Annotated in this window: 20 protein-coding genes, 1 tRNA gene and 1 rRNA gene; 6 read left to right on the top strand and 16 right to left on the bottom strand. The window is 61.8% G+C overall.

Annotation, left to right across the window (positions count from 1 at the left end):
* The first annotated feature begins 156 nt into the window (after nt 1-156).
* On the top strand, nt 157-1,167 hold the full coding sequence (locus tag AC1Q7F_RS15550) for a LacI family DNA-binding transcriptional regulator (RefSeq protein ID WP_492508402.1): 1,011 nt from the start codon (nt 157-159) through the stop codon (nt 1,165-1,167).
* On the opposite strand, the gene AC1Q7F_RS15545 is transcribed toward AC1Q7F_RS15550, so the two are convergent.
* The 3 genes from AC1Q7F_RS15545 to AC1Q7F_RS15535 all read right to left on the bottom strand — a co-directional run bounded on the left by AC1Q7F_RS15545 (nt 1,164) and on the right by AC1Q7F_RS15535 (nt 6,454).
* On the bottom strand, nt 1,164-2,024 hold the full coding sequence (locus AC1Q7F_RS15545) for an ROK family protein (protein ID WP_492508400.1): 861 nt from the start codon (nt 2,022-2,024) through the stop codon (nt 1,164-1,166). The two genes, AC1Q7F_RS15550 and AC1Q7F_RS15545, sit on opposite strands and share 4 nt — an antisense overlap.
* A gap of 4 nt (nt 2,025-2,028) precedes the next feature.
* Nucleotides 2,029-3,855, bottom strand: coding sequence for an alpha-amylase family glycosyl hydrolase (locus AC1Q7F_RS15540; RefSeq protein ID WP_492508398.1), 1,827 nt, complete (start codon nt 3,853-3,855; stop codon nt 2,029-2,031).
* A gap of 127 nt (nt 3,856-3,982) precedes the next feature.
* Entirely contained in the window at nt 3,983-6,454 is a 2,472-nt protein-coding gene (locus AC1Q7F_RS15535) for a TonB-dependent receptor (protein WP_492508396.1), read from the bottom strand.
* Between the two features lie 582 nt (nt 6,455-7,036).
* Between AC1Q7F_RS15535 and AC1Q7F_RS15530 the strand changes: the two genes are divergently transcribed.
* The gene (locus tag AC1Q7F_RS15530) at nt 7,037-8,629 is read left to right on the top strand and encodes a sodium:solute symporter (RefSeq protein WP_492508394.1); all 1,593 of its coding nucleotides are present in this window, start codon (nt 7,037-7,039) and stop codon (nt 8,627-8,629) included.
* A gap of 411 nt (nt 8,630-9,040) precedes the next feature.
* On the opposite strand, the gene AC1Q7F_RS15525 is transcribed toward AC1Q7F_RS15530, so the two are convergent.
* The 12 genes from AC1Q7F_RS15525 to AC1Q7F_RS15470 all read right to left on the bottom strand — a co-directional run bounded on the left by AC1Q7F_RS15525 (nt 9,041) and on the right by AC1Q7F_RS15470 (nt 18,397).
* A complete protein-coding gene (locus tag AC1Q7F_RS15525; protein ID WP_492508392.1) occupies nt 9,041-9,856 on the bottom strand; it encodes a DUF2189 domain-containing protein in 816 nt (271 codons plus the stop codon).
* A 71-nt stretch (nt 9,857-9,927) separates the two neighbouring features.
* Nucleotides 9,928-10,110, bottom strand: coding sequence for a hypothetical protein (locus tag AC1Q7F_RS15520; protein ID WP_492508390.1), 183 nt, complete (start codon nt 10,108-10,110; stop codon nt 9,928-9,930).
* The gene (gene ccoP, locus AC1Q7F_RS15515; RefSeq protein ID WP_492508388.1) at nt 10,097-10,972 is read right to left on the bottom strand and encodes a cytochrome-c oxidase, cbb3-type subunit III; all 876 of its coding nucleotides are present in this window, start codon (nt 10,970-10,972) and stop codon (nt 10,097-10,099) included. The genes AC1Q7F_RS15520 and ccoP overlap by 14 nt, the downstream gene beginning before the upstream one ends.
* The gene (locus tag AC1Q7F_RS15510) at nt 10,969-11,136 is read right to left on the bottom strand and encodes a cbb3-type cytochrome oxidase subunit 3 (RefSeq protein ID WP_492508386.1); all 168 of its coding nucleotides are present in this window, start codon (nt 11,134-11,136) and stop codon (nt 10,969-10,971) included. Before AC1Q7F_RS15510 ends, ccoP begins: the two co-directional genes overlap by 4 nt.
* A gap of 1 nt (nt 11,137) precedes the next feature.
* On the bottom strand, nt 11,138-11,863 hold the full coding sequence (ccoO, locus tag AC1Q7F_RS15505) for a cytochrome-c oxidase, cbb3-type subunit II (RefSeq protein ID WP_492508384.1): 726 nt from the start codon (nt 11,861-11,863) through the stop codon (nt 11,138-11,140).
* Between the two features lie 4 nt (nt 11,864-11,867).
* Nucleotides 11,868-13,496 (bottom strand): cytochrome-c oxidase, cbb3-type subunit I, encoded by a 1,629-nt coding sequence (gene ccoN / locus AC1Q7F_RS15500; protein ID WP_492508382.1) that lies wholly within the window; start codon nt 13,494-13,496, stop codon nt 11,868-11,870.
* Between the two features lie 8 nt (nt 13,497-13,504).
* Entirely contained in the window at nt 13,505-14,962 is a 1,458-nt protein-coding gene (locus AC1Q7F_RS15495) for a catalase (RefSeq protein WP_492508380.1), read from the bottom strand.
* A gap of 26 nt (nt 14,963-14,988) precedes the next feature.
* Nucleotides 14,989-15,117 (bottom strand): hypothetical protein, encoded by a 129-nt coding sequence (locus tag AC1Q7F_RS15490; protein WP_492508378.1) that lies wholly within the window; start codon nt 15,115-15,117, stop codon nt 14,989-14,991.
* A 113-nt stretch (nt 15,118-15,230) separates the two neighbouring features.
* The gene (locus tag AC1Q7F_RS15485) at nt 15,231-16,184 is read right to left on the bottom strand and encodes an MBL fold metallo-hydrolase (RefSeq protein WP_492508376.1); all 954 of its coding nucleotides are present in this window, start codon (nt 16,182-16,184) and stop codon (nt 15,231-15,233) included.
* 160 nt (nt 16,185-16,344) lie between these two features.
* Nucleotides 16,345-17,328: an alpha/beta fold hydrolase gene (locus AC1Q7F_RS15480; RefSeq protein ID WP_492508374.1), complete on the bottom strand. Its 984-nt coding sequence runs from the start codon at nt 17,326-17,328 to the stop codon at nt 16,345-16,347.
* Nucleotides 17,329-17,451: 123 nt separating this feature from the next.
* A complete protein-coding gene (locus AC1Q7F_RS15475; protein ID WP_492508372.1) occupies nt 17,452-18,045 on the bottom strand; it encodes an ATP-binding protein in 594 nt (197 codons plus the stop codon).
* Nucleotides 18,046-18,235: 190 nt separating this feature from the next.
* Nucleotides 18,236-18,397 carry an integrase arm-type DNA-binding domain-containing protein gene (locus tag AC1Q7F_RS15470; RefSeq protein ID WP_492508957.1) on the bottom strand — a complete coding sequence of 54 codons (162 nt, stop codon included), beginning with the start codon at nt 18,395-18,397 and terminating at the stop codon, nt 18,236-18,238.
* 878 nt (nt 18,398-19,275) lie between these two features.
* On the opposite strand from AC1Q7F_RS15470, the gene AC1Q7F_RS15465 reads away from it, so the two are divergent.
* From AC1Q7F_RS15465 to AC1Q7F_RS15450, 4 genes are all read left to right on the top strand, one after another.
* Nucleotides 19,276-20,799, top strand: coding sequence for a hypothetical protein (locus AC1Q7F_RS15465; protein WP_492508370.1), 1,524 nt, complete (start codon nt 19,276-19,278; stop codon nt 20,797-20,799).
* A gap of 46 nt (nt 20,800-20,845) precedes the next feature.
* Nucleotides 20,846-20,961 (top strand): 5S ribosomal RNA (rrf, locus tag AC1Q7F_RS15460).
* A 93-nt stretch (nt 20,962-21,054) separates the two neighbouring features.
* Nucleotides 21,055-21,131 (top strand) — tRNA-Met (locus tag AC1Q7F_RS15455).
* 177 nt (nt 21,132-21,308) lie between these two features.
* Nucleotides 21,309-22,631, top strand: coding sequence for a tyrosine-type recombinase/integrase (locus AC1Q7F_RS15450; RefSeq protein ID WP_492508368.1), 1,323 nt, complete (start codon nt 21,309-21,311; stop codon nt 22,629-22,631).
* A 224-nt stretch (nt 22,632-22,855) separates the two neighbouring features.
* Here the strand turns inward: AC1Q7F_RS15450 and AC1Q7F_RS15445 are convergent.
* Nucleotides 22,856-23,137, bottom strand: a 282-nt coding sequence (locus AC1Q7F_RS15445; RefSeq protein ID WP_492508366.1) for a hypothetical protein, incomplete at its 5' end; no start/stop codon positions are given.

The following is a 23,137-nucleotide window of genomic DNA, read 5'->3' as shown; positions in this document are numbered from 1 at the left end:
CGTCCAGACCTGAGCCAGCCCCCTATACGAGTGCCATTGAATTCCGGCAGGTCGGAAATTGATGGCTTCCGCGGCTTGGGTCGCCGCCGCGCCAGTCGGCGCGGGTACCAGGGGGCAGAATTTTTGCCCCCTGGTATTACAAACGGTTGGATGCGCATGGCCGAGCCGATCAAGATGGCTGATATCGCCAAGCTGGCCGGGATGTCGGTCAGCACCGTCTCACGCGCCTTGGCCGGCAGCAGCCTGGTGCCACAGGCCAAGCGTGACGAGATTCTGGCCATCGCCCAGTCACAAGGGTATGTCGTCAATGAACAGGCGCGCAATCTGCGCCTGAAACGGACCCGCACCATCGGCGTCGTCATTCCGCTGGGCCATGAGGTGGGGCAGCTCATCTCCGATCCGTTCTTCATCGAACTGTTCGGCCGGCTGGCCGATGAGATCACGGCGCGCGACTATACCGTGCTGCTGTCCAAGGTGGCGCGGCCGGAGCCCGGCTGGCAGGAACGGCTGATCCAGTCGCAGCGCACCGACGGGCTGTTAATCATCGGGCAGAGCGACCAGCATGCAGCACTGAACGCCGCTGCCCGCACCCATCTGCCGTTGGTGGTGTGGGGCGCGCATCTGCCCAATCAGCTTTACTGCTCCGTCGGGTCGGACAATATCGGTGGCGGCCGCACGGCGACGGAACATCTGTTGCGTCTGGGGCGCCGACGCATCGCCTTTCTGGGCGTGGGCGACCTGCCGGAGGTGGGGTTGCGCCGCGAGGGGTACCTTCGGGCCCTTAAAGCCGCCGGGATCGACCCCGATCCGGCCCTGATGGCACCGGCGCATTTCACCGTCGATACGGCCTATGACACGGTACGCGGCCTGATCGACAGCGGGGCCGCCTTCGATGCCGTCTTCGCCGTGTCCGACGTCATTGCCATTGCCGCCATCAAGGCACTGAACGCCGCCGGCCTGCGCGTGCCCCAGGATGTGGCCGTCGTCGGCTTCGACGATATCAACATTGCCGCCTATACGAACCCGCCGCTCACCACGATCCGTCAGGACCTGGCGCATGGGGCGAAGGTGATGGTCGATCTATTGTTCCGGCGCATGGACGGGGAGAATACCCCGTCGGCCACCATGCCGGCGGAACTGGTCATCCGCAAATCCTGCGGGGCTTAACCCATCGCCGCAAGCGCGATGGCGCCCAGCACACCGGACAGGTTGCCCAGGCCCGGCTCCACGATGAAGCCGTCGGGGCCGGGCAGCGGGATGTAACCGGCCAGATGGCGGCGCATGGCGGCTTCCGCCGCTGCGCGCACGCCGGGCCGCTGCCCCACACCGCCGCCCAGAATGATGCGGCGCGGTGAGGTGACCAGGGCCAGGCTGGCACAAAGCTGGCCGATATAATCACCGACCAGCGGCCAGACCGGATGATCCTCTCCAAGCTCCTCCGCCGGTCGTCCCACCCGTGCGGCGATCGCAGGACCACTGGCCAGCCCCTCCAGGCAATCGCCATGGAACGGGCAATGGCCGGTGTAGGGGTCTGCCGCCGGGTCGCGACGGACCAGCAGATGGCCGGCTTCGGGATGCAGCAGCCCATGCACGGGCCGGCCATTGACCACCAGCCCGACACCGACGCCGGTCCCCACGGTGATATAGGCGAAATCGGTCAATCCGCGTGCAGCACCCCATCGCCCTTCGCCCAGGGCCGCACCATTGACATCCGTATCCAGCACAACGGGCACACCGAACCGCGCCATCAGGGGGGCAGCGATCGGCGTCTGTGACCAGCCCGGCTTGGGCGTGTTGGTAATGCGCAATCCACCCGGATCATCGGGGTCCAGACAGACAGGCCCGAAACTGGCCACCCCGACGGCGTCGAACGGGCCCACCGTCGCCAGCGCCGCCAGGATGGCGTCCAGCGTGGTGGCCGGATCCGTGGTGGGAATGCGGATGGGGGGTGTCAGGTCGTCCGGGCTGCTGCCCGCCGCGACCACCACCTTGGTTCCACCCAGTTCAATCCCGGCATAGCGCATCGCCTTACCCCCTGATCGTCAACCAGCGCAGGCCCCAGGGGGCCATCGTCACATTTTCCGGCATAATGCCGACAGCATCCAGCAGATCAACCCAATCGCCGGTCAGGCCGTGGGCCGACAGATCGACGGATTTGGACTGTGCGCTGAAATTGCCCAGACAAACCAACCGATCCTGCCCATCCGTCCGCTCGAACGCCAGTATCGCCGGATCGGGCATTGGCAGCGGCAGGGCGGGATTGCCGCCATGCATAACCGCCCGGCCGCGGCGCAAGCCGGCCAACTGTTCCAGCGCCACCGCCATCGGGCCGGCAGGCCGGTTCCAGTCCATGACCGGGCGGTGCAGCCAGCGGCCATCCAGCGCATGATCGGGTTCCGCCGCATAATCGGCATCATTGGTCAGCGCGCGTTCATCGCCCATATAGATTGCGGGAATGCCATCCAGCGCAAAGGTGACGCCATAGAGCAGGCGCAGCCGGGCCAGGGCGTCGGCATCCATTTGCCCGTCCCGCACCCCACACAGCGATGCCGCCATGCCGTTGGTGGAACGCACGGCCCCTGGCTCCGCCTGGAATGCGCTTCCATCGGCGAACGATCCCGGCACCAGGCCGGCATAGAAATCCGAAATCCAGGCCAGTTTTTCGTCGTCGATGACACCCTTCAGCGCCCCCCAGATGATGTCATCATGGCAGCGCACATATGTCAGCCACCCGGCCCCCGCCGGCCGGGCCAGCGCTGCGTTCAGGCAATGCAACAGGGGGCCTGTGTCGCCCGTGGCCAGGGCCGCCCACAGGGCGGTCATCGCCGCGTTGTTATAGGCCAGATGGCATTCCGGCTGCGCGGCCGTGCCCAGGAAGGGCAGAACCTCCTCAAGCCCGACGATGGCTTCGGCCTTCAACGCCACGGCGGGGGCGGCGATGGACAACAGCGCGCGCCAGGCCCGCACCACCAGATGCGTTTCCTCCAGCCCCCGGCAATCGGTGCCGGCGCGTTTCCACAGGAAGGGCGCGCTGTCCAGACGGAACACTTCCGCCCCTTGGTTGGCCAGATACAGCAGCACGTCCAGCATTTCGATGAACACGGCCGGGTTGGCGTAGTTCAGATCCCATTGGAATGGATAGAAGGTGGTCCAGACGAACCCGCCCATGTCCGGCATGGGCGTGAAATTGCCGGGTGCGGTTTGCGGGAACACCTGACCCAGATGGCTTTCCAGCGCCGCCACCTCGCTGGCGCTGGCCACCACATGATAGAAATCCCGGAAGGCGGGATCGCCGGCCTTTGCGGCCACCGCCCAGGCGTGGGTATCGGCGGTGTGATTGCACACGATATCCAGGCACAGGCTGATCCCACGGGCCCGCAGATCGCCGGACAGGGCCCGCAGATCCTCCATGCTGCCCAGCCTTGGATCAACCTGCCGGAAATCAGCCACGGCAAAGCCGCCATCGCTGTCGCCGTCACGCGGGCACAGCAGCGGCAGCGGGTGGAAATACCGCACGCCCAACCGTGTCAATTCGTCGATCCGCGCCCGCGCCCCGGCCAGGGTGCCTGCGAACCGGTCGATATAGGTGCAATATCCGATCATGTCGGGCGCCAGCAGCCAGTCGGGCCGGGCTTCCCGCACCACATCCAGGGCGCGCAGATCGTCTGGTCGGGCCTGGGCAGCGCTCAACAGACGGGCGGCCAGTCGTTCCTCCCACAGGCAAAGATCATCCCGTCCGGCATAAAGCCGACGCAAAACATCGACCGCAGCGGGCCAATGGGCATCGATGCGTGCCTGCAACCGGGCCGTCAGGTCGGCATCATCCGTGGGAAGGGGCAGGGGGAAGCCGGTCATCATCTTGGTTCCAGAATTGGGCAACATCAAAGAAAAGGATGCCGTGCCAGCCCGTGCCGGCGGCACGGCATCTTGAGCCCACCCTCAGACCCGCTTATTCAGCGAGCCCCAGGGTGGGCAAGGAGGATCAGAAACTGTATTTCAGGGTGGCACTGCTGGTCCGGCCATTGATCGACCGGGCACGGATGATATTGTCCTGATCCGCGATGATCGACCCCTCCTCGGACTCCGTCAGGCCCTTGGCATTCAACAGGTTGTTGACATTGATGGACAGCGACAGGCCATCGGTGATGCGGTAATCGGCAAACAGGTTCACCTGGGCATAGCCGGGCATCACCAGTTCGTTATTGTCCTGGGCATAGGATTTGGTGGTGCCGATGATATTGGCGCCCAGCGTATAGCCCTCATAGCTGTAGGAAGGGGTCACCTGATAGACCAGCTTGGCCTGACGGCGGGGCATATTGCCCTTGACCGCCGGGGTCAGCGCGTCCTTGGAAATCTCGGCATCGGTCCAGGTGGCCCCACCACTCAACAGGAAGCCTTCATAGCGGTAGGTGGCTTCCAGCTCGATCCCCTTGGCCGTGTAGGTGCGGTCAAAGAAGCGCTGGCTGGTCGCCTCGAAATTCTGCTCCTGGGTCTTGGCATAGAAGGCGGTGGCAAAGACGCTGACATCCTCCCCACGCCATTTCAGGCCGGCTTCATACTGATCGACCATATCGACCGCATCCTGCTTGGCGACCGACCCGTCGGCCCGCAGACGACCGAACAGCAAACGGTCGGCATTGGCGCGGCCACCCTGGCTGACGCGGGCAAAGGCCGCCAGATCGGGATCGATCATATAGTTCGCACCCACCGACCAGGACCAGTAGCCCCAGTCATAATTGATGGGCTGCGGGTTGGCGCTGTCGATCACCGACACCGACTGTTCGGGAACATTGATGGCGCCGTCGCGATTGACATCGACCTGGGCCTGACGGCTGGCGGTGTAGCTGCCGCGCGCCTGCCCCTCATCCCGGCGCAGCGAGGCGTCCAGGTTCCACTGCCCCATCTCCCACGCCGCCGAGACATAGGGCGCGTCGATCGTGTATTGCGCGTCATAGCGGCGGGTGCAGCAATTGCCCCAGAGCGGCACGCCATAGGCCAGCAGACCATTGCTGGTCAGCTTCTCTCCCGCCGCACTATAGACATCCAGCAGGCGACCATCGCGGCCCTTCACATCCATGACATAGGTGTTCCACAGCCAGTCCATCTCGATATTCTGGCGAGCCTTGTAGTAACCGGCCGTCAGATCGATGGCGCTGTCACCGCTGATGATGGATTTGGTCAGTTTGAAATCATTGGCCAGGTTGGAGAAATCATTGATCTCCACATCGAACAGCGCAATGCGCGTGGCCAGGCCATTGCCGTTCAGCGCCGATGGCGTGCCAATCGACGACCCATCAGTATAGCGCAGGGTGGCGCCCGTGCCGCCGATGGCCACCGCCAGCGCCTGCGCGCCCATCACTTCCTGCGGGAACGGTGTGATGAAACGCCCCGCGGTATCGGCCACGCGCAGCTTGTTGGCGACCGACCAGCCATCGGCCAGATCGAACTTGAACTCACCCCCCACCGCCGTGGAAACCGGGCGCATCCCGTCTTTCAGGCTACTGGTCCGGACATTATTGTCGCCGTCCAACCCGACATTGGTCAGGAAATTCGGCGTGTGCAGGCTGTCGGTCAGCAGGCTGAAATTCGCGACAGAGCGGATCTTCGGGTCGCTGTTTGTGCCGGTGACCAGTGTCGGCTGCGGCGCATAGGAAATGGCGCGGTCGTTCAGATACTTGAAGTACACGCGGGCATAGCCGTTTTCGAACTTGCGGGTCAGGTTAGCCTTGATCTGGCCGCCGCTCTCCGCATTGTAATCGGCGTTACGGACACCCTCGCCCTCGCGGTAGAAGCCGCCGATATGGGCGTTCCAGTTATCGCCGATGGCGCCGCCGAACTCAAAATCGCCGCGCGTCGTGTCGTAATCCAGGCCGCGCGTGATCGCAAAACTGCCGCCTTCCTTATCACCGGTCTTGGAGATGAAGTTGATGACGCCGCCCGGTGAGTTGCTGGCCAGCGTGCTGGCCGAACCGCCGCGGATCGCCTCCACCCGCGCCACATTGCTGTCGGCGCGCAGGAAGATGTCGGCGTTACCGAACGCGATATCGCCAAACTCCATGACGGGCAGGCCGTCTTCATGCAGTTGCAGGAACTTGGCCCCACCGGCGGCCACCGGCAGGCCGCGCACCGCGATATTGGCATTGCCCTCGCCGCCCGTGGATTCAGAGCGCACACCAGGGATATTGCGGAAAATCTCCGCCGTGCTGCGCGGGGCGGACTGCATCAGGTCCTCCGCCGACAGGGCGGAGATGGAGACGGAGCTGCGCATCTTGGAGGTCTGGCTGACCACGGCGGTCACCACGATCTCCTCCATTTGCAGATCATCGCTGGCGGCCGGCGCATCGGCGGCGGCCGGGGCCTGCGCGATCTGGGTTTCCTGGGCATGGGCCATGGAAAGGCCGCAGGCCGCCAGCGCCGCGCCCATGGCGGACGCACGCAACAGAATGCTTTTCATTTGGGTTCTCTCCCTCAAAAGCCGGATTTGGCCATTCACGGGGGTGCCGTTTGCCGGCCCCCTTTGCTTCGAGGGTGATGATAGATCACATGCAATCGTTTGCAATAGGTTTTTGTAGTGTCAGAAGCTGGTTTTCGCGGGAACCAGTGTCGAATGATGCGCTGCCGACTGTGATCAAAGGGATTTAAGCAGGAAAGAACCCGGATCCTGTGTCGCCCCGGCTACAATCGTTTGCGGCGCAGCATTGGGGCTGCCGGTCACGCTTTCGGCGTCAGGAAGCTATTTGTGCCCTGTTTATATAGGTTGAATTCAACCGGCCGCTTCGTCGCCCGCCAGTCCTCAATGGCCGGTGGGGCCGACACGCCGGCCGACGGTCCCGCGCCCAGAATTCCGGTGCTTCAGCGTTAAGTGGGCGGGTGAGACAGGCCCGTGCCGATAGATATGAAACAACGCAGTCCGACAAAGGAAAGGGGTCGCAACAATGGTCGTCATGCAATCGTTTGCAAAACTCGAAAACCCTGCGTATGATCGCCCAAACACCGGGCGGCGCCACCGCCCCATAAAGCAATCGGGAGGGGTTTGATGCCGCAAGGGCTGGGCCAATTGGCGGGGCTGGATGCCGCCATCATCGGGATCTATCTGGTCGGGGTCATTGCACTGGGCCTGCTGGCCGCGCGCAAGACCAGCAATGCCACGGATTATTTCCTGGCGGCGCGCAGTTCGACCTGGCCGACCATCGGTCTGGCCCTGCTGGCCTCCAACATCTCATCCACCACCCTGATCGGGTTGGCGGGGGCAGCCTATGCCGCCGGCATCGCCGTCTATAATTACGAGTGGATGGCCAGCGTCGTGCTGGTGTTCTTTTGCCTGTTCCTGCTGCCGGTGATCCTGCGGAGCCAAGTCTATACGATGCCGGAATTCCTGGAGCAGCGTTATGATGGCTCCATCCGGCTGTATTTCTCCGGCCTGACCATCTTCCTAAACATCATCGTCGACACGGCCGGCACCCTGTTCGGTGGTGCCTTGATGTTCAAGCTGATCCTGCCCGATGTGCCCTTATGGCAGATCGCAGGATTGCTGGCGCTGGCGGCGTGCGCCTATACGGCGGCGGGCGGGCTGAAGGCCGTGCTGGTGACGGAAGTGGTGCAAGCCGTCATCCTGATGGGCGCGTCGGTGTTCGTGGCGATCTTCGCCTTCGACAAGGCCGGTGGTTGGGACGCGGTGATGAATGCTGTCTCGCCGGAGAAGATGAGCCTGATCCGCCCCGCCGACGACAAGGACCTGCCCTGGACGGGACTGATCTCCGGCGTGCCGCTGATCGGCCTGTATTTTTGGTGCACCAACCAGTTCATGGTTCAGCGTGTGCTGTCGGCCAGGAACCTTGACCATGGCCGCTGGGGCAGCCTGTTTGCCGGTTTGCTGAAACTGCCGGTGCTGTTCCTGATGGTGCTGCCGGGGTCGGTCGCCATCCTGCTCTATCCCAATCTCGACCGTCCCGATCTGGTCTATCCCACCCTGATCTTCGACCTGTTGCCCGCGGGGATTGTCGGGCTGGTGGTAGCCGGGTTCCTGGCGGCGATCATGTCCTCCATCGCCAGCACCTTCAATTCCGCCTCCACCCTGGTCACCATGGATTTCGTGCGCCGGTTCAACCCGGATATCGGTCAGGGGGCCCTGGTCCGAATTGGGCGTATCACCACGGTGATTTTCATGGTGCTGTCGGTGGCCTGGGTGCCCGTGGTGGAAAGTTTCAGCGAAACCCTGTGGCAGTATCTTCAGGCCGTGCTGGCCTATGCCGTGCCGCCGGTGGTGGCCCTGTTCCTGGCCGGCATCTTCTGGCCGCGCGCCAACAGCACCGGCGCCAGGGCCGGGGTGGTGGTCGGGCTCATTGCCGGCGGGGTGCTGTTCCATGGCATCCAGGTGTCGGGAGATATCCAGATGCATTTCCTGCTGGCAGCCACCTTGCTGTTCGCCATATCGCTGTCCGCGGTCATTCTGGGCAGCCTGTGCAGTGCTGCCCCACCCAAAGACCGGGTGCTGCCCCTGATGTGGACGCGCGCCGATTATGATGCGGAGACGGCGGGACTGGCCGGGACGCCGCTGTGGCGGAATTACCGGGTGCAGGCATTGGCGTTGCTGGCCCTGACCAGTGTCATCGTCTGGATCTTCCGTTAAGCGATCAGCGCACCCCATTGTGCCAGGGTTCGCCGTCCGCTCTGACCGATCGGTTGAGTGCCCGTTATGGGGACGCTCAGTTGCAACCGGTACAGGCCGATCATTGTTCTTCGGCCCGTACCGGTCAAACCTGATGGTGATCGACCGTTACCATTGGGGCGATCAGATAGGGGCCAAGCCCTCCATTCCGCCTTCGCGGCCCAAGGGAAGAGACCATCTATATCTGAGTGGCAGTAATGTTTCTTCGCCCAATAATAGTGTAAAAATTTTTAACTTTTATCTCACGAATATCCGAAATTTATTGGAAATCTATGAGATTTGTTTGAGGTGTGTTAATACATTGGAAAAATAATTATCATATTTTGATATCACTGATAGATGTTCTGTATCTGTCTTGCGACGAAAGCTGCTTTATGAGGCGGAGTGTGACCTCCCTCGAACGGTGCGATAAGCATGCCAGGTGGCATGGCCCAGCAGGGGGAAGACCAGCACCAGACCCAGCAGGCCCGGCAGCAGTGCCAGACCCAGCGACACCAGCACGATGGCACCCCAGGTCAGCATGACGGGCAGATTGTGCCAGACCATGGTCATGCTGGTGCCCATCGCCGTCAGCGCATCGATCCGCTCATCCAGCAGCATGGGCAGGGAGAAGACGGAGATCGCGAAGCCGAAGGCGGCGAACAGGCCGCCCACGGCCCCGCCCACCAGCAGCAGCCAGATGCCCAGCGGTTCCGTCACCAGCATGGCCGACACATGTTCCAGCCCCGGGAACGGCTTCCAGCCGAAGAACAGGGCATAGAGCAGCACCGCCGCCCGCATCCAGACCAGCATCAGCAGGCAGAGCAGCACGCCCACGAACAGGATCTGCCGCCCAGACGCCGCCTTCACATGCAGCATGGTGACGAGCCCGATGCGTTCACCCTCCGCCAGCCGCCGGCTTTTCTCGTAAAGCCCGGTGGCAAAGGCCGGAGCCACAATGGCGAAACCGGCCAGGGCCGGGAACAGAAAATAATCGCGTCCCAGCCCGACCAGTCCCGCCACCACCAGCAGCGAGACCAGCAGCATGACGACGCCATAGGCCAGGCTGCAGGCCGGATTGGTCCACAGATCCCGCCAGCCGGCGCGCAGCCAGTCGAACGCCGCCCCGGCGGGCAGGCCGCGCGCATGCGGGCTGACATGGGGCAGAGGCGGGACGGTGGGTGGCAGGCTGTCGGCAGGACTGATCATGTTCGGTGCCTCCAGAGTGTGGTCGTTTCAAACGGGTGCGTTTGCAACGTGAATCACACGGAAAACCAAAGCTAACAGGCGGATTTGGCGGCGCTATAGCCGGTGGCGGCCGGCGTCACACCCGGTTTCTGGTGCGGCACGCATTCCGGCTGGCTGTCCAGCGCCACCATCACCAGATGGATGTTGGCGCCCAACAGCAGGGCGATGCCGGCGGTGACCAGCAGGATAATGCGCCAGTGGCTAAGGACCGGCATGGGCGCTTCCGGCGGCCAGATCGGCGACATAGAGCGCCAGGACCTTGCGATCCAGATCGCCCAGGCGCTGGTCCCAGCGCGGCATGTGTCCTTGGCGCCCGTAGAAGAGGGTGGTGAAGATGGCATCCGCACTGCCGCCATAGATCCAGGTGGCGTCGGTCAGGTTGGGCGCCCCCATCTCCACCATGCCGCGCCCTTCCTCGCCATGGCAGGCGGCGCAATTGGCGGTGAACAGTTCCTTTCCGGCCGACGATTCCGGCCCGGCACCCGACAGGGAGCGGACATGGGCCAGCACCGCCAGGATATCCGGCCGCGTCAGCATCTGGTCGCGCCCGAAGGCCGGCATTTGTGAGACGCGGGTGTCGGGATGATCGGAATTGATACCGACGCGGATGGTCTCCGCCAATGCGTCGGGCGATCCGCCCCACAGCCAGGAACCGGCCGCCAGCGCCGGAAAGCCCGGCCCGCCACTGCCGCCCACCCCGTGGCAGGCCGCACAATTATCGCCGAACAATACCGCCCCGTGCCGGCGCACCTGTTCCATCAGGGCAGGATCAGCCTGGATGGCGGCATAGTCGGTGGCGGCGACGGTCGCCACCCAGGCCGGCGCCTGTTCTGCCGCCTGCTTCAGATCGTCGGCCACCACCTGCCGCTGGTCGATGCCCAGGACACCCTTGGTATAGGTGCTGCCCAGCGGCCAAGCCGGCATCAGCACCCACCAGACCAGACTGAACAGGAAGGTACTGATCAGGAAGAACCAGACGATCCGCGGCACCGGCGTGTTCAGTTCCTTGATGCCGTTCCATTCATGGCCCGTGGTCATGTGCCCGGTGACCGGATCACGCTCGGCCCCCTCACTCATGGCCGGTCCTCCTTGTTCAGCACGGACCGGGCCGCATGGTCGAAGCGCTTGCTGCTGCCGGGCCAGAACGTATAGATCAAGACCCCGGCCGACAGGGCCAGCAGGTAGAACAGCCCGAACCCCTTGGCCAGGAAAACGGTCAGCGCGTGGCCTGTCTCCGGCATCTCATTCCTCCGGCGGCGGGCTGTTGGTGTGGGCGGCATTGGTCAGGCGGCCCAGGATCTGGAGATAGGCGACGAGTGCGTCCATCTCCGTCACCTTGGCGGTATCGCCATCGAAGACCCGGGCCTGCGTCGCCTCGCCATAGCGGGCGGTCAGCCCCTCGCTACCCTCCGTTCCCGCCTGGGCGATGGAGTCGGCGGTGGCGTTGGCCACCATCGCGTCGGTATAGGGCACGCCCACCCGGCGCAACGCCGTCAGATGCAGGCCCAGATCGTCGGTGCGCAGGGCCGTGCGCGCCAGGAACTTGTAGGATGGCATGATCGATTGCGGAACCACGGCGCGCGGATCGACCAGATGCGCCACCTGCCATTCGTCGGAATATTTGCCGCCGATGCGGGCCAGGTCGGGGCCGGTGCGCTTCGATCCCCATTGCATGGGATGGTCGTGCTTGGACTCAACGGCCAGGGAGTAGGGGCCGTACCGTTCCACCTCGTCGCGAAGCGTGCGGATCATCTGGGAATGGCAGGCGTAGCAGCCCTCCCGGATATAGATATTGCGCCCGGCCAGCTCCAACGGCGTGTAAAGCCGCAGGTCGGGCGCGTCCTCCACCGTCTCGTCAATCGTGAACAAGGGTGCGATTTCCACCAGCCCGCCGATGGAAGCCACGAACATGATGCCCAGCACCAGGGCCATGGAGTGCTTTTCAAGCTTGTAATGCAGTCCGAACATCGGCTCACTCCCCCGCCAGGACAGACAGCGGCCTATCGTCACCCGCCGGTTGCGGGACCGCGGCGGGGCCGCGGATGGTCATCCAGACATTCCAGGCGCCGATCGCCGCCCCGGCCAGGAACAGCGCCCCGCCGATGGCGCGCGCGATGTAATAGGGATGCATGGCCACCAGGCTGTCGACGAAGGAATAGGCCAGCGTGCCGCCGGTATCATAGGTGCGCCACATCAGGCCCTGGATGACGCCCGAATTCCACATGGCGAAGACGTAGATCAGCGTCCCGGCCAGGGCCAGCCAGAAATGCGCCTCCACGGCCCAGGCGGAATGCATCCGCTCCCGCCGCCACAGGGCCGGCGTCAGACTGTAAAGCGCGCCGAAACTGATCAGCGCCACCCAGCCCAGGGCGCCCGCATGCACATGGCCAACGGTCCAGTCGGTATAGTGCGAGAGCGAGTTCACCGCCCGGATGGCCATGAAGGAGCCTTCGAACGTGGTCAGTCCATAGAAGATGGCGGCCACCATCATGAAGCGCAGGGTAGCGTCGTCGCGCACCTTGTGCCAGGCGCCGTTCAAGGTCAGCAGCGCATTGGCTGCCGACCCCCAGGAAGGGATCAGCAGGATCAGCGAGAAGGTCATGCCCAGCGTCTGCACCCAATGCGGCAGGGCCGTGTAATGCAGATGGTGGGAGCCCGCCCACATATACATGAAGGTGATGCCCCAGAAGCTGATGATCGACATGCGGTAGCTGAAGATCGGCCGCTGGGCGCGCACGGGCAGGTAATAATACATCATGCCCAGGAAGCCGGCGGTCAGGAAGAAGGCCACGGCGTTATGCCCGTACCACCATTGCGTCATGGCGTCCTGCACGCCGGCAAAGGCGGAATAGGCCCGGCTGTGATTCCAGGCTACGGGCATGGCGATATTGTTGACGATATGCAGCATGGCCACGACGACGATGAAGGCCAGATAATACCAGTTGGCCACATAGATATGCGGCTCCCGCCGCCGCGCCAGGGTGCGGATATAGAGCACCAGATAGGTGACCCAGACCACGCACAGCCACAAATCCACATACCATTCCGGCTCGGCATATTCCTTGGACTGGGTGATGCCCAGGGGATAGCCGGTCACGGCCAGCAAGCAGAACAGGTTATAGCCCAGCAGCACGAACCAGGGGCTGAACTGCCCCGGCAGCCGGGTCCGGCAGGTGCGCTGCACGACATGGTACGACGTCGCGATCAGGGCATTGCCGCCGAAGCCGAAGATGACCGCTGTCGTATGGATGGGCCGTATCCGCCCGAAACTGGCCCAGGCGGCATCGAAGGTGAGGTCTGGATATGCGAGCATCCAGGCCACCCAGTCGCCCACCGCCAGCCCGAACAGCGCCCAGCCCATGGTCAGCACGATGCCCACCCGGCTGGGATCGTCGTAATAGTCGGCCAGACGGCTGTCGGACGGTTCCGGCGCATGCAGGCCCGACAGGACCACGAACCCCAGCCCCACGGCGAAGACCAGGATGACACCGCCATGCAGGGCGAACAGATCGTCATTGGCCCCGGCCGCCATCAGCAGACCGCACAGGGCAAGCAGGCCAAGGATAGTAAGGGCGAACTGCCGCTCGGCGCGGGTAAGCATGGGTTTCCTCACTCTGCGGCTGCGGCGGAAACATCAAGACCCAAGGCTTTGGCCACACCTGCGCCATAGGCGGGGTCGGCCCTTGTGCAGTTTTCAATATGGCGGCGCTGGATATGCGGTGCGGCAGCGCCCAGGGAACGGGCTGTATTGTCATACAAAGCCTGCCGTTGCGCCAGAGCCATCAGGCGAAAAAGAGTACCCGGCTGCTGCCAATGGTCATCGGCCACCCTATGATCCCAATGGGTTGCCGGGCCGTCCAGCGGCAGCGGCGGTTCCTTGGCTTCCGGATGGTCGGCCCAATGGCCCAGGCTGTTGGGGAAATAGGTGGGGGTGCCGCCCAGGTTGCCATCGGTACGCATGGCCCCGTCGCGGTGGTAGCTGTGGAACGGGCATTTCGGCGCATTGACCGGAATATGGTTGAAATTAACCCCCAGCCGGTAGCGCTGGGCATCGCCATAGGAGAACAGCCTGGCCTGCAGCATGCGGTCGGGCGAGAATCCGATGCCCGGCACGATGTTGGCGGGGGAGAAGGCGGACTGTTCCACCTCCGCGAACACGTTCTCCGGATTGCGGTTCAGCTCCAGCACGCCGACCTCGATCAGCGGGTATTCGCCATGCGGCCAGACCTTGGTCAGGTCGAACGGGTCGTGATAATGGGCCGCCGCCTGCGCCTCGCTCATCACCTGGATGCACAGGGTCCAGCGCGGGAAATCGCCGGCCTCGATGCTGTTATACAGGTCGCGCTGGTGGGTCTCGCGGTCCTTGCCGATGGCGGCTTCGGCCTGGGCATCGCTCAGGTTCTCGATGCCCTGAAGGCTGCGGAAATGGAACTTCACCCACACCCGTTCATTGGCGTCGTTGATCATGCTGAACGTATGGCTGCCGAAGCCGTGCATGTGGCGATAGGTGCGGGGGAGGCCGCGGTCAGACATGACGATGGTCACCTGGTGCAGCGCCTCCGGCAGCAGGGTCCAGAAATCCCAGTTATTGTCGGCACTGCGCATGCCGGTGCGGGGATCGCGCTTGACGGCATGGTTCAGGTCGGGAAAGCGCAGCGGGTCGCGGAAGAAGAACACCGGCGTGTTGTTGCCCACCACGTCCCAATTGCCCTCCTCGGTATAGAACTTGACCGCAAAGCCACGGATGTCGCGTTCCGCATCCGCCGCCCCGCGCTCCCCGGCCACGGTGGAGAAGCGCAGGAAGACGGGCGTCTGCTTGCCGATCTCCGCGAAAATCTTGGCCTTGCTGTAGCGGGAGATATCGTGGGTCACGGTGAAGGTGCCATAGGCGCCGGAGCCCTTGGCATGCATCCGCCGCTCGGGGATTACCTCCCGGTCGAAATGGGCCAGCTTCTCGATCAGCCAGATATCCTGCAGCAGCGCCGGCCCGCGCCGGCCGGCGGTCTGGATGTTCAGATTGTCGGCCACCGGCGCGCCAGTGGCATGGGTCAGGGTCGGTTTGGTCATGGCGTGCGCTCCTTGATCGGGAGATGTCAGGGATCGGGAGATGTCAGGGGACGGGACAGGTTCGTCCGTGCAGGCGTCGGTACTGCCGGCAGCCGGCATGGCGGGTTGAAGGGCTTTTCCGCGATGGCCGCAGCGATCCGGGCACCCACGGCCATGTCATCCTCCTGCCCGGAGCCATGGTGGCGGATGCGACCGTCGCGGCCGATCAGCACCGATGACGGCGTGCCGCGCAGGCCAGGGGCGTCCGACCGGCCACTTCCAGGCCTCCTCAGGCCAGTGCCACATGGCGGTAGGCGGCGCCATGCCGTTCGGCGATGGCGAAGCCGGGGCTGGTCCAATGATAGCCCAGCATGCGCAGCTTCTCCGCTGCCGCCCGGTCGATCAGGCGGCGACGGGTGATCACCCCCAGATCCTGGTCGGTATCGAAGCCGAAGCGCCAGCCCGGATGTTCGAAGGACACGACAACATTGGTGATGGCGTCGCCGGTGATCAGCAGGCCGTCATCCCCCGCGAGTTCCAGGGAGATATGGCCCGGCGTGTGGCCCGGTGTGGCCAGGACTCGCAGGCCCGCCACGACCTCGTCTCCGTCGCGCAGCCGGACCAGCCGGTCGGCCACGGCGCCCAGGTCGCGCCTGGCACCGGGCACGAAGTCGCGCAGGCCCGGATAGCGGGCGCCCGGGTCCGGCCCCATCCAGAAATCCCATTCCGCCGCCGATATGTGATAGGCGGCATTGGCAAAGGACAGGCCGCCATCCGGCAGCAGCACGCCGCCGGCATGGTCGGGATGGGCATGGGTCAGCACAACATGGGTGATGTCAGCCGGATCGATTCCAGCCGCCCGGAGATTGTCACGCAGCCGCCCGGCCGTGGGCTGGAATTTGTCCCCCGATCCGGTATCGACCAGGATCAGCGCCTTGCCGGCCCGGATCAGCGGGATGTTGACGGAGAGGTCGGCCGTGCCCTGCCGCCCGCCCAGGCGGCGGATGATGGTGGCCCGTTCGGAGGGGCCTGCATCCGGCGCGATGATGGTGTCCGACAGGGTGATGAAACCATCGCTGAACATATCGATCTGAAAATCCCCATGCCCGAAGCGGCGCGGCGGGGCCGCCACGCCGATCCCGGTATCCAGCGCGCCCGCCGTCACCGTCAGCGCGGCGGCCCCTGCCAGGAAAGCGCGACGGGCCATGGGGGATTGTTCGGGGGCAAAGGCGGGACGGAGCATGGCGACCTCCATTGCTGCAAGACGACGGCGAAATTCTCCGCTCCCGGTTCCGCCCCCTCCACTGTCACTCCGGCGTTCGCGTGAGGTGACGGTGGAGGGGTTGAGAACCCTGTCAGCCCAGATTTCGCAGAGGTCCTATCGATTCAGGAAACGCGAAACCTCAGTTCTTGAAGAAGGCCAGCAGGTCGGCATTGATCGTGTCGGCCTGGGTGGTGGCCATGCCATGGTCGAAGCCCTTGTAGACCTTCAAGCTGCCCTTCTTCAGCAGCTTGATGCCCAGCAGCGCGCTGTCGGCGATGGGCACGATCTGGTCGTCATCGCCATGCATCAGCAGGACCGGCACGTCGATCTTCTTCAGATCCTCGGTGAAATCGGTCTCGGAAAAGGCCTTGATACAGTCATACTGGGCCTTGATGCCGCCCATCATGCCCTGGCGCCACCAATTGTCGATGACACCCTGGGAAACCTTGGCGCCGGGCCGGTTGTAGCCATAGAAGGGGCCGGCCGGCACATCCTTGTAGAACTGCGCCCGGTTGCCGGCCACGGCGGCCCGGAAACTGTCGAACACTTCCAGTGGCAGCCCGCCGGGATTCTTGTCCGACTTCACCATGATCGGCGGCACGGCACCCAGCAGCACGGCCTTCTTCACCCGGCCCGGCTCGGCCCGCGCCACATAGCGCGCCACCTCGCCGCCGCCGGTGGAATGGCCGACATGGATGGCGCCCTTCAGGTCGAGCGCTGCGGCCAGCGCCTTCACATCCTCGGCATAGGTGTCCATCTCGTTACCGGTGTCGGTCTGGCTGGACCGGCCATGGCCCCGCCGGTCATGGGCGATGACGCGAAACCCCTTGCCCAGGAAGAACAGCATCTGGGCGTCCCAGTCGTCCGCCGATAGGGGCCAGCCATGGTGGAAGACGATGGTCTGCGCATCGCGCGGACCCCAGTCCTTGTAGAAAATCTCCGTGCCGTCCTTGGTCTTGATCGTACCCATGATACGCGTTCCTTCTGTGGGTGCGGCGGCCGCAGCCGGCGCGGATGAGAGGAGGGAGAGTGGTAACGTGCCGAACATCGAAAGGGTCAGGCCCCCCGTCAGGACGTCGCGGCGGGTCGCGCCGATGGCGGCGCGGGTCGTATAGCTTTTCATGACGCGGGCTCCATTTGTCCGACAGGTGCGAACGGGCTGTTTGGGTCTGGTTTCTCAACGGAAAGACCGTTGCAGAATGCCGCCGGACGATATCGCGGCCAATTATCCGTGCATCTCAGGTCGCTAAGACGATGGTATAGGGGCGTTAACCAAGATGGCGATTTCCCCTACAATCTCCATCGCTCTCCCCGACACTTTGGTGGTCAAGAAACTGTCGAACATCCGGGCCCTGATATTTTCAGGCGCCCCAGGCCCGGTATCGCGGACCATCATGCTGACGGTGCCGGCGGTGGCCAATGTCGACAAGATGACTTTGGGGTCGGAGGAGTCGGCGCTGGAAATCGTCTGCATGCCGTTCATGATGTGATTGATCAGAACCTGGAGGATTTGAACCCGGTCTCCCTTGAATGCCGGCATGCTATCCCCGAACAATGCCTTGATCTCGATATCGCGATCCCGGCTTTCATGGTGACCAAACTGCACGGCCTCCCGCCCGATATTGTGGGGTGAGATTGGTGACCAGACCAGCGCGCCTTTCGAGGCAATGCCTTGAATACGGGCGATGACCTCGCTGGCCTGAAAGCCGCTTGCCACATCGACGACGCCCCTGTCTTTCAGATTACCGAAAACGGCGCCCGAGCTTCTGGCATCCACCTGCCAGATGGCGATCGGCATGATTTCCAGCAACTGCTCAAAGACCGGCGCAGCCTCATCCAAACCAAAGGTCGATGTTTGTGTTCTCTGATTGAGCTACGCCGGCAAGAGCTTTATCGGCGTGATGCCGCTATATTCCGTATAGCCTTCCCGGCGCCCGGTTTTGTCGCGACGGACAAGGACCTGGACTTGCCGTTTGATCACCTTTCCGAACGCGGTCCGGCGGGTGCGCTTCCGGCCCATTCATCCCCGGTTACAAACGCGTCCCAGGGCAGCCACCCCGAAACCGCCAGCGCATCCAGCGACGGGCTAGGCGCCAGAGCTTGGTTCCAGTGGGCTGTACCCAGAGCTGAAGCCCCTCGCCATCGGAGAGCTTTGTCATCTTTTCACGGGACCGGGTGTTTCGCCATTTCACGTCTGACAGGGCCACGATCCGTACGCCTGTTGGTACAGGATGTCAGAGGATCAGCTCATACCAACACGTTGTCCATCAGGTCGCCTTGTTGGACCAACCACGCCAATATCAGTCAAACTATGCCCAATCGCGACCTGAAGGCCGATAGCCACGTCACTTCAAAGACTGGATCGCAGAAATTCAGGTATAAATGCGAGGAGATCGTAGTCGATAGTACGGGAAGTGGTGCCCAGGGACGGAATCGAACTTGTTGGGTAAGCAACTGATTCGACACCCTTATTGACTGTTTGCATCGATATAACACCAACATCGGTACCAACACTGAAGGCTGGTGCGCGAGTTCGGTTCCTATTTATAGCATATTTGCCTATGATCGCAAAGCTTGGCTCAAATGCCTTGCCGTTCGGCTGCTAGGCAGCAGTTGCGCACTGGAGAGGGCGAGTCTTTTCCGGTCGCGTTCCGTGTAAGCCCATGGTAACTGACCTGGAATGGGCTACCACGGCATAGGCACTGCCCTGCTGAGCCACGCTCTGACGCGTTGCGTCCAGGGAGCACGGCCAATCGGTGGGCGGGCCTTGATCGTCAACGCCATCAACTATGAGGCTGCGTCCTTCTAGCAGCGGCGCGGATTTCTCCCTTCCAAGGGCGATCCGCTGACGCTGTTCCGCTCCATTGTGGACATCGCGGCTTCGTTGAAGGTTGCCGGAATCGACCGGCCCTGATCGGCAGTACAATTCTGCCATCCCGCGAGTCTCACAGAAAATTGTGGGTGTTGGCGGCAGGAAGTCCACTGCTCATCGAGAAATTCCGCATCAAAGCTTGATTTGTCACTCCGTGTACGCGAGAACAATTAAAGAACAATGTGAAGGACCGCGAACGTGGTAGAATGGCACAGCATTCAGTTCGGCATCCCAGTGCTGAGTTCGCTGACTGACGAACAACTTGGAGAGCTCTATTTCTCAAGGGATGGACGTTGGTCACCTCAGATGAAGGCGGCAATGCGTCGCTTTAAAGCTGAAAAACTGGATCTGGACGATAATTGGGCTTCACAGGCTCCTGATTGGAGATGTCCGGGGTGCGACCGGGTAAAGCGGGACCTACTCAGAGTATCTGAAGCGGGAATTTTACTTGCTCGTCTGGATATTCATCATGATCATCTTACAGATCTTTTAAAATCAAAGCTGTATGGACATTTTGGCCCGAAATGGCCAGAAGCTATTCCCCCAGATACCATTCATATCGAGAAGCTTGGTGCGCAGATGGTCGCACGATTCGAACCGACCGTTGTTTGTATAGATTGCAATAGTGCGGATGGAATAATCAAGGCTAGAGTTCGCGATATACCTCGCTCGTTCAGTTTTCGTCCCAGTGAGATAAGAAGATTTATCCGCGCACATCCAAACATGGAGCACGAAGTTGACGTACATTCTGCTTTAATAATATTCGAGGAAGCTAAACCTGATTTCAATATCCGTATATCTATTGTTGATATGCTTTATGACATAATGATTAAGGGAAATATCACTTGTGAGCGCGGAAATCCATGGTTGGTGCATGGGTCAGATGAGCTATTAGTTTACAAGCATTTGCACAGCTGGTTCTCAAGATCGTGTCCAAAAGATTACACCAGTGTTTCTCAAGATTTGAGGGGATTCCAAGCTCGATCTGTATCTCGCGACGGTGTCGCATCTAATTCGAAGAAGGTTACGCAGCGTCCTGCTGCCCGTCCGACACCAGAGGAGGTTGATACTTATGACGGTGGAGGGGCTCCTGACCTATGGAAAGCTGCGCCGTCAGACTGGTGTTGCCCAGGCTGTAAACGTAACCGGATAGACATCTTACGTCGTTCTAAGAACCCTAATCGCCATTGGGCAGGAAAATTAGTTCGTCATATAGAATATATCTCAATAAATGAAAATGAAGAGTTCTTGATCGATCCATGCATTGATCGACACGAGCATCATCTTATTTGTCTTGACTGTTCCACTATTATGTCGGGCGTTAAATCACGGCACCCTGACATATCAGCATCTGATGCGATCTTCCAATTAGTAGACTTTGCCGCAATTGCTGTTGCAGCTCCAAATCAACCGCATGATGTTGATTGGCCGCGCGCCGCTGACTGTGCACGCGCAAGTCTCCATTTTGCCAAGCTTGTGAAAAACTACGAAGAGCTTCGTTCAACGGCGGTTGGCTGTAGATCTTACTACAGATATTTCCTGAAGGTATGTAAAGGAGACGCCGCATGGGCGTGGTCATGTCTTATTAATCACTATTCTAAAGAATTATCTGGGGTGGAGGATATGGATGAGTATCTTGAATACTTGCTTATTGAAGCTGATAGAACTGATATTGTTGATCCGTATCGAAAGATATATGGAAAATTGACCAACACGGAATGAAGAAAGCAGCGTAATTCATTCGTTTGTGCATGGTTCCTGATCGGGGTTATACGATAAATAGCGAGGGGCCCCTACCCGATCCCATCCCGAACTCTGCCGTGAAAACCCTCCACGCCAATGGTACTTCGTCTTAAGATACAGGAGAGTAGGGCGCTGCCAAGTCCGCTTGTAACAGGAAAACCACTTCACGATAAACAAAGCCGTACGCCGGTCACCAAAACAGGCATTCCCCAGCGCTAGAGAAATGCGGTCTGACGCGGGGTGGAGCAGCCCGGCAGTTCGTCAGGCTCATAACCTAAAGGTCGTCAGTTCAAATCTGGCCCCCGCAACCAAATTTTCCCAACAAAATCAATGACAGTGACCTGCTAGGGGAAGGGCAAAAAGGCCCCAAAACCCCTAGGGCAGTTTTAGGGCAGTTTTGACCCCTCAGGCAAAACCTGATGGTCGCTGGTCAAAAATGCGTGTAAAATTGCCGTTCCGCTCGCTTAACGCGAAAGGAATGGTCGATTATGACGACAATCAAAATGCTGGGGGGTAAACTCCAGCTCGAACAGCGTGGCAGCAGCCGTTTCTGGCAAGCCCGCGCGTCTGTTGGCGGAAAACAGCGCCAATTCAGCACCCGCCAGGAATCCTTGGAGAAGGCCCAGAAGGCCGCCGAGGATTGGTACATCACCCTCAAAGCCAAAGACCGTGTCGGTGTCCTCGATAGCGGCCCGACCTTCAGCAAGGCCGCCAGCCAGTTCCAGAAGGAATATGGCCTTATCACCGATGGCCAGCGCAGCCCGAAATGGACGGCAGGCCATGAGCTGCGGTTGCGCGTGCATCTGGTGCCGTTCTTTGGCGACCTGCCCATCAACAAACTGACGGCGGGGAAGGTGCAGGAATACCGGGTGCATCGCATGACCACCTACATGCTGCCCAACCCGCATTCCAAGGGGAAGCACAAGCCCAAGACCAAGCCGCCGGCGCGCAGCACCCTTCACAATGAGATCATCACCCTCAGCCTGGTGCTACAGACCGCGCAGCGCCATGGGTGGATCGACCATCTGCCGAACCTCTCCGCTCCCTACAAGACACAGGCCAAGCGCACGCACCGGCCTTGGTTCAGTCCAGAGGAATACAAGCAGCTTTATGAAGCGGCCCGGAAATACGCCCGCGAGGACGTTTCCGACTTCTACCGCTGGAACGCCGAGCAGGTGTACGACTTCATCCTGTTCATGGCCAACACCGGGCTGCGTCCAGATGAGGCCTATAACCTCGAACACCGCGATGTGCGGATTGCCGAGGACGAGCATAGCGGCGAAGAGATCCTTGAAATCGAGGTGCGCGGGAAACGCGGTGTCGGGCATGGCAAGAGCATGCCGGGGGCGGTGCGCGTCTATCGCCGCCTGCTGGCACGCGCCAAGCCGGTGCAGCAGGAGGCACGGCGCAAGCGCCAGGTACGGAGGAAGGAAGGTGGCGAGGCACCCCCCTCTCCCGTCCAGGCCTTCCCGCAGCCGACCGACAAGGTGTTTCCCGGCAACCATATCAAGCTGTTCAACAACCTCCTCGAACGCACCGGCCTCAAGCTTGACCGTGACGGCAAGCCGCGCACGGCCTACAGCTTGCGGCACACCTATATCTGCATGCGCCTGATGGAAGGCGCGGACATCTACCAGATCGCCAAGAACTGCCGAACCAGCGTCGAGATGATCGAGAAGCACTATGCCATCCATCTCAAACACACACTGGATACGTCGGCCATCAACGTGATGAAGCCGAAGGCGGCGAAACGGAAGAAGCGGACGACGGCAGCCGCCAGCAAAGCCACTTCACCGAACGACGACCTGTAATCCCCTTTATCCGAACCGCCCGCCGGTTCGGTGGGCGCACCCCCTGCGGGTGCGCCCCCTTGGGGCTTGGCCCCGTTCCTTGGCCTTGGGCCTCTTGTTGCTATTGACCTTCCTGAGTTAGGTCTATCCGACCATGCCCGGAACGCTGTACCGGGGACAGGGCATGGTGGCTTCTATGGTCGTGGGTGGAGGAGCATCCACCCTTTGGCATGATCGTGGTGCCCTCAGTGTAGGCCGGTCTTACCCGCCGCGCCTTCCTGTCCACCCCGGCCCGCTCCATTCGCGTGCGCTCCCGTGTTAGGGGGGACAGGTGCGGCTTCATCGCCGGGTTGTTGATGACCGTCCTTCGGGACATCCACCATCAAACCAAAGGAGATGACCATGACCACCCATTCCAACCAAAGCAGCAAAGCCCCCGTGTACTTGGCATGTCCGCCGTCAGCCCCTTTGGGACAGAAGTGGCTGATTGCGTAAGGGAGGATTTCTGGCTCATCGTAGTGACCGAA

Source organism: Niveispirillum sp. GW835-FHT14G11, from assembly GCF_058793615.1.
Note: the sequence above shows the minus strand (reverse complement) of the source record. Positions and strands in the feature narration are given on the sequence as shown.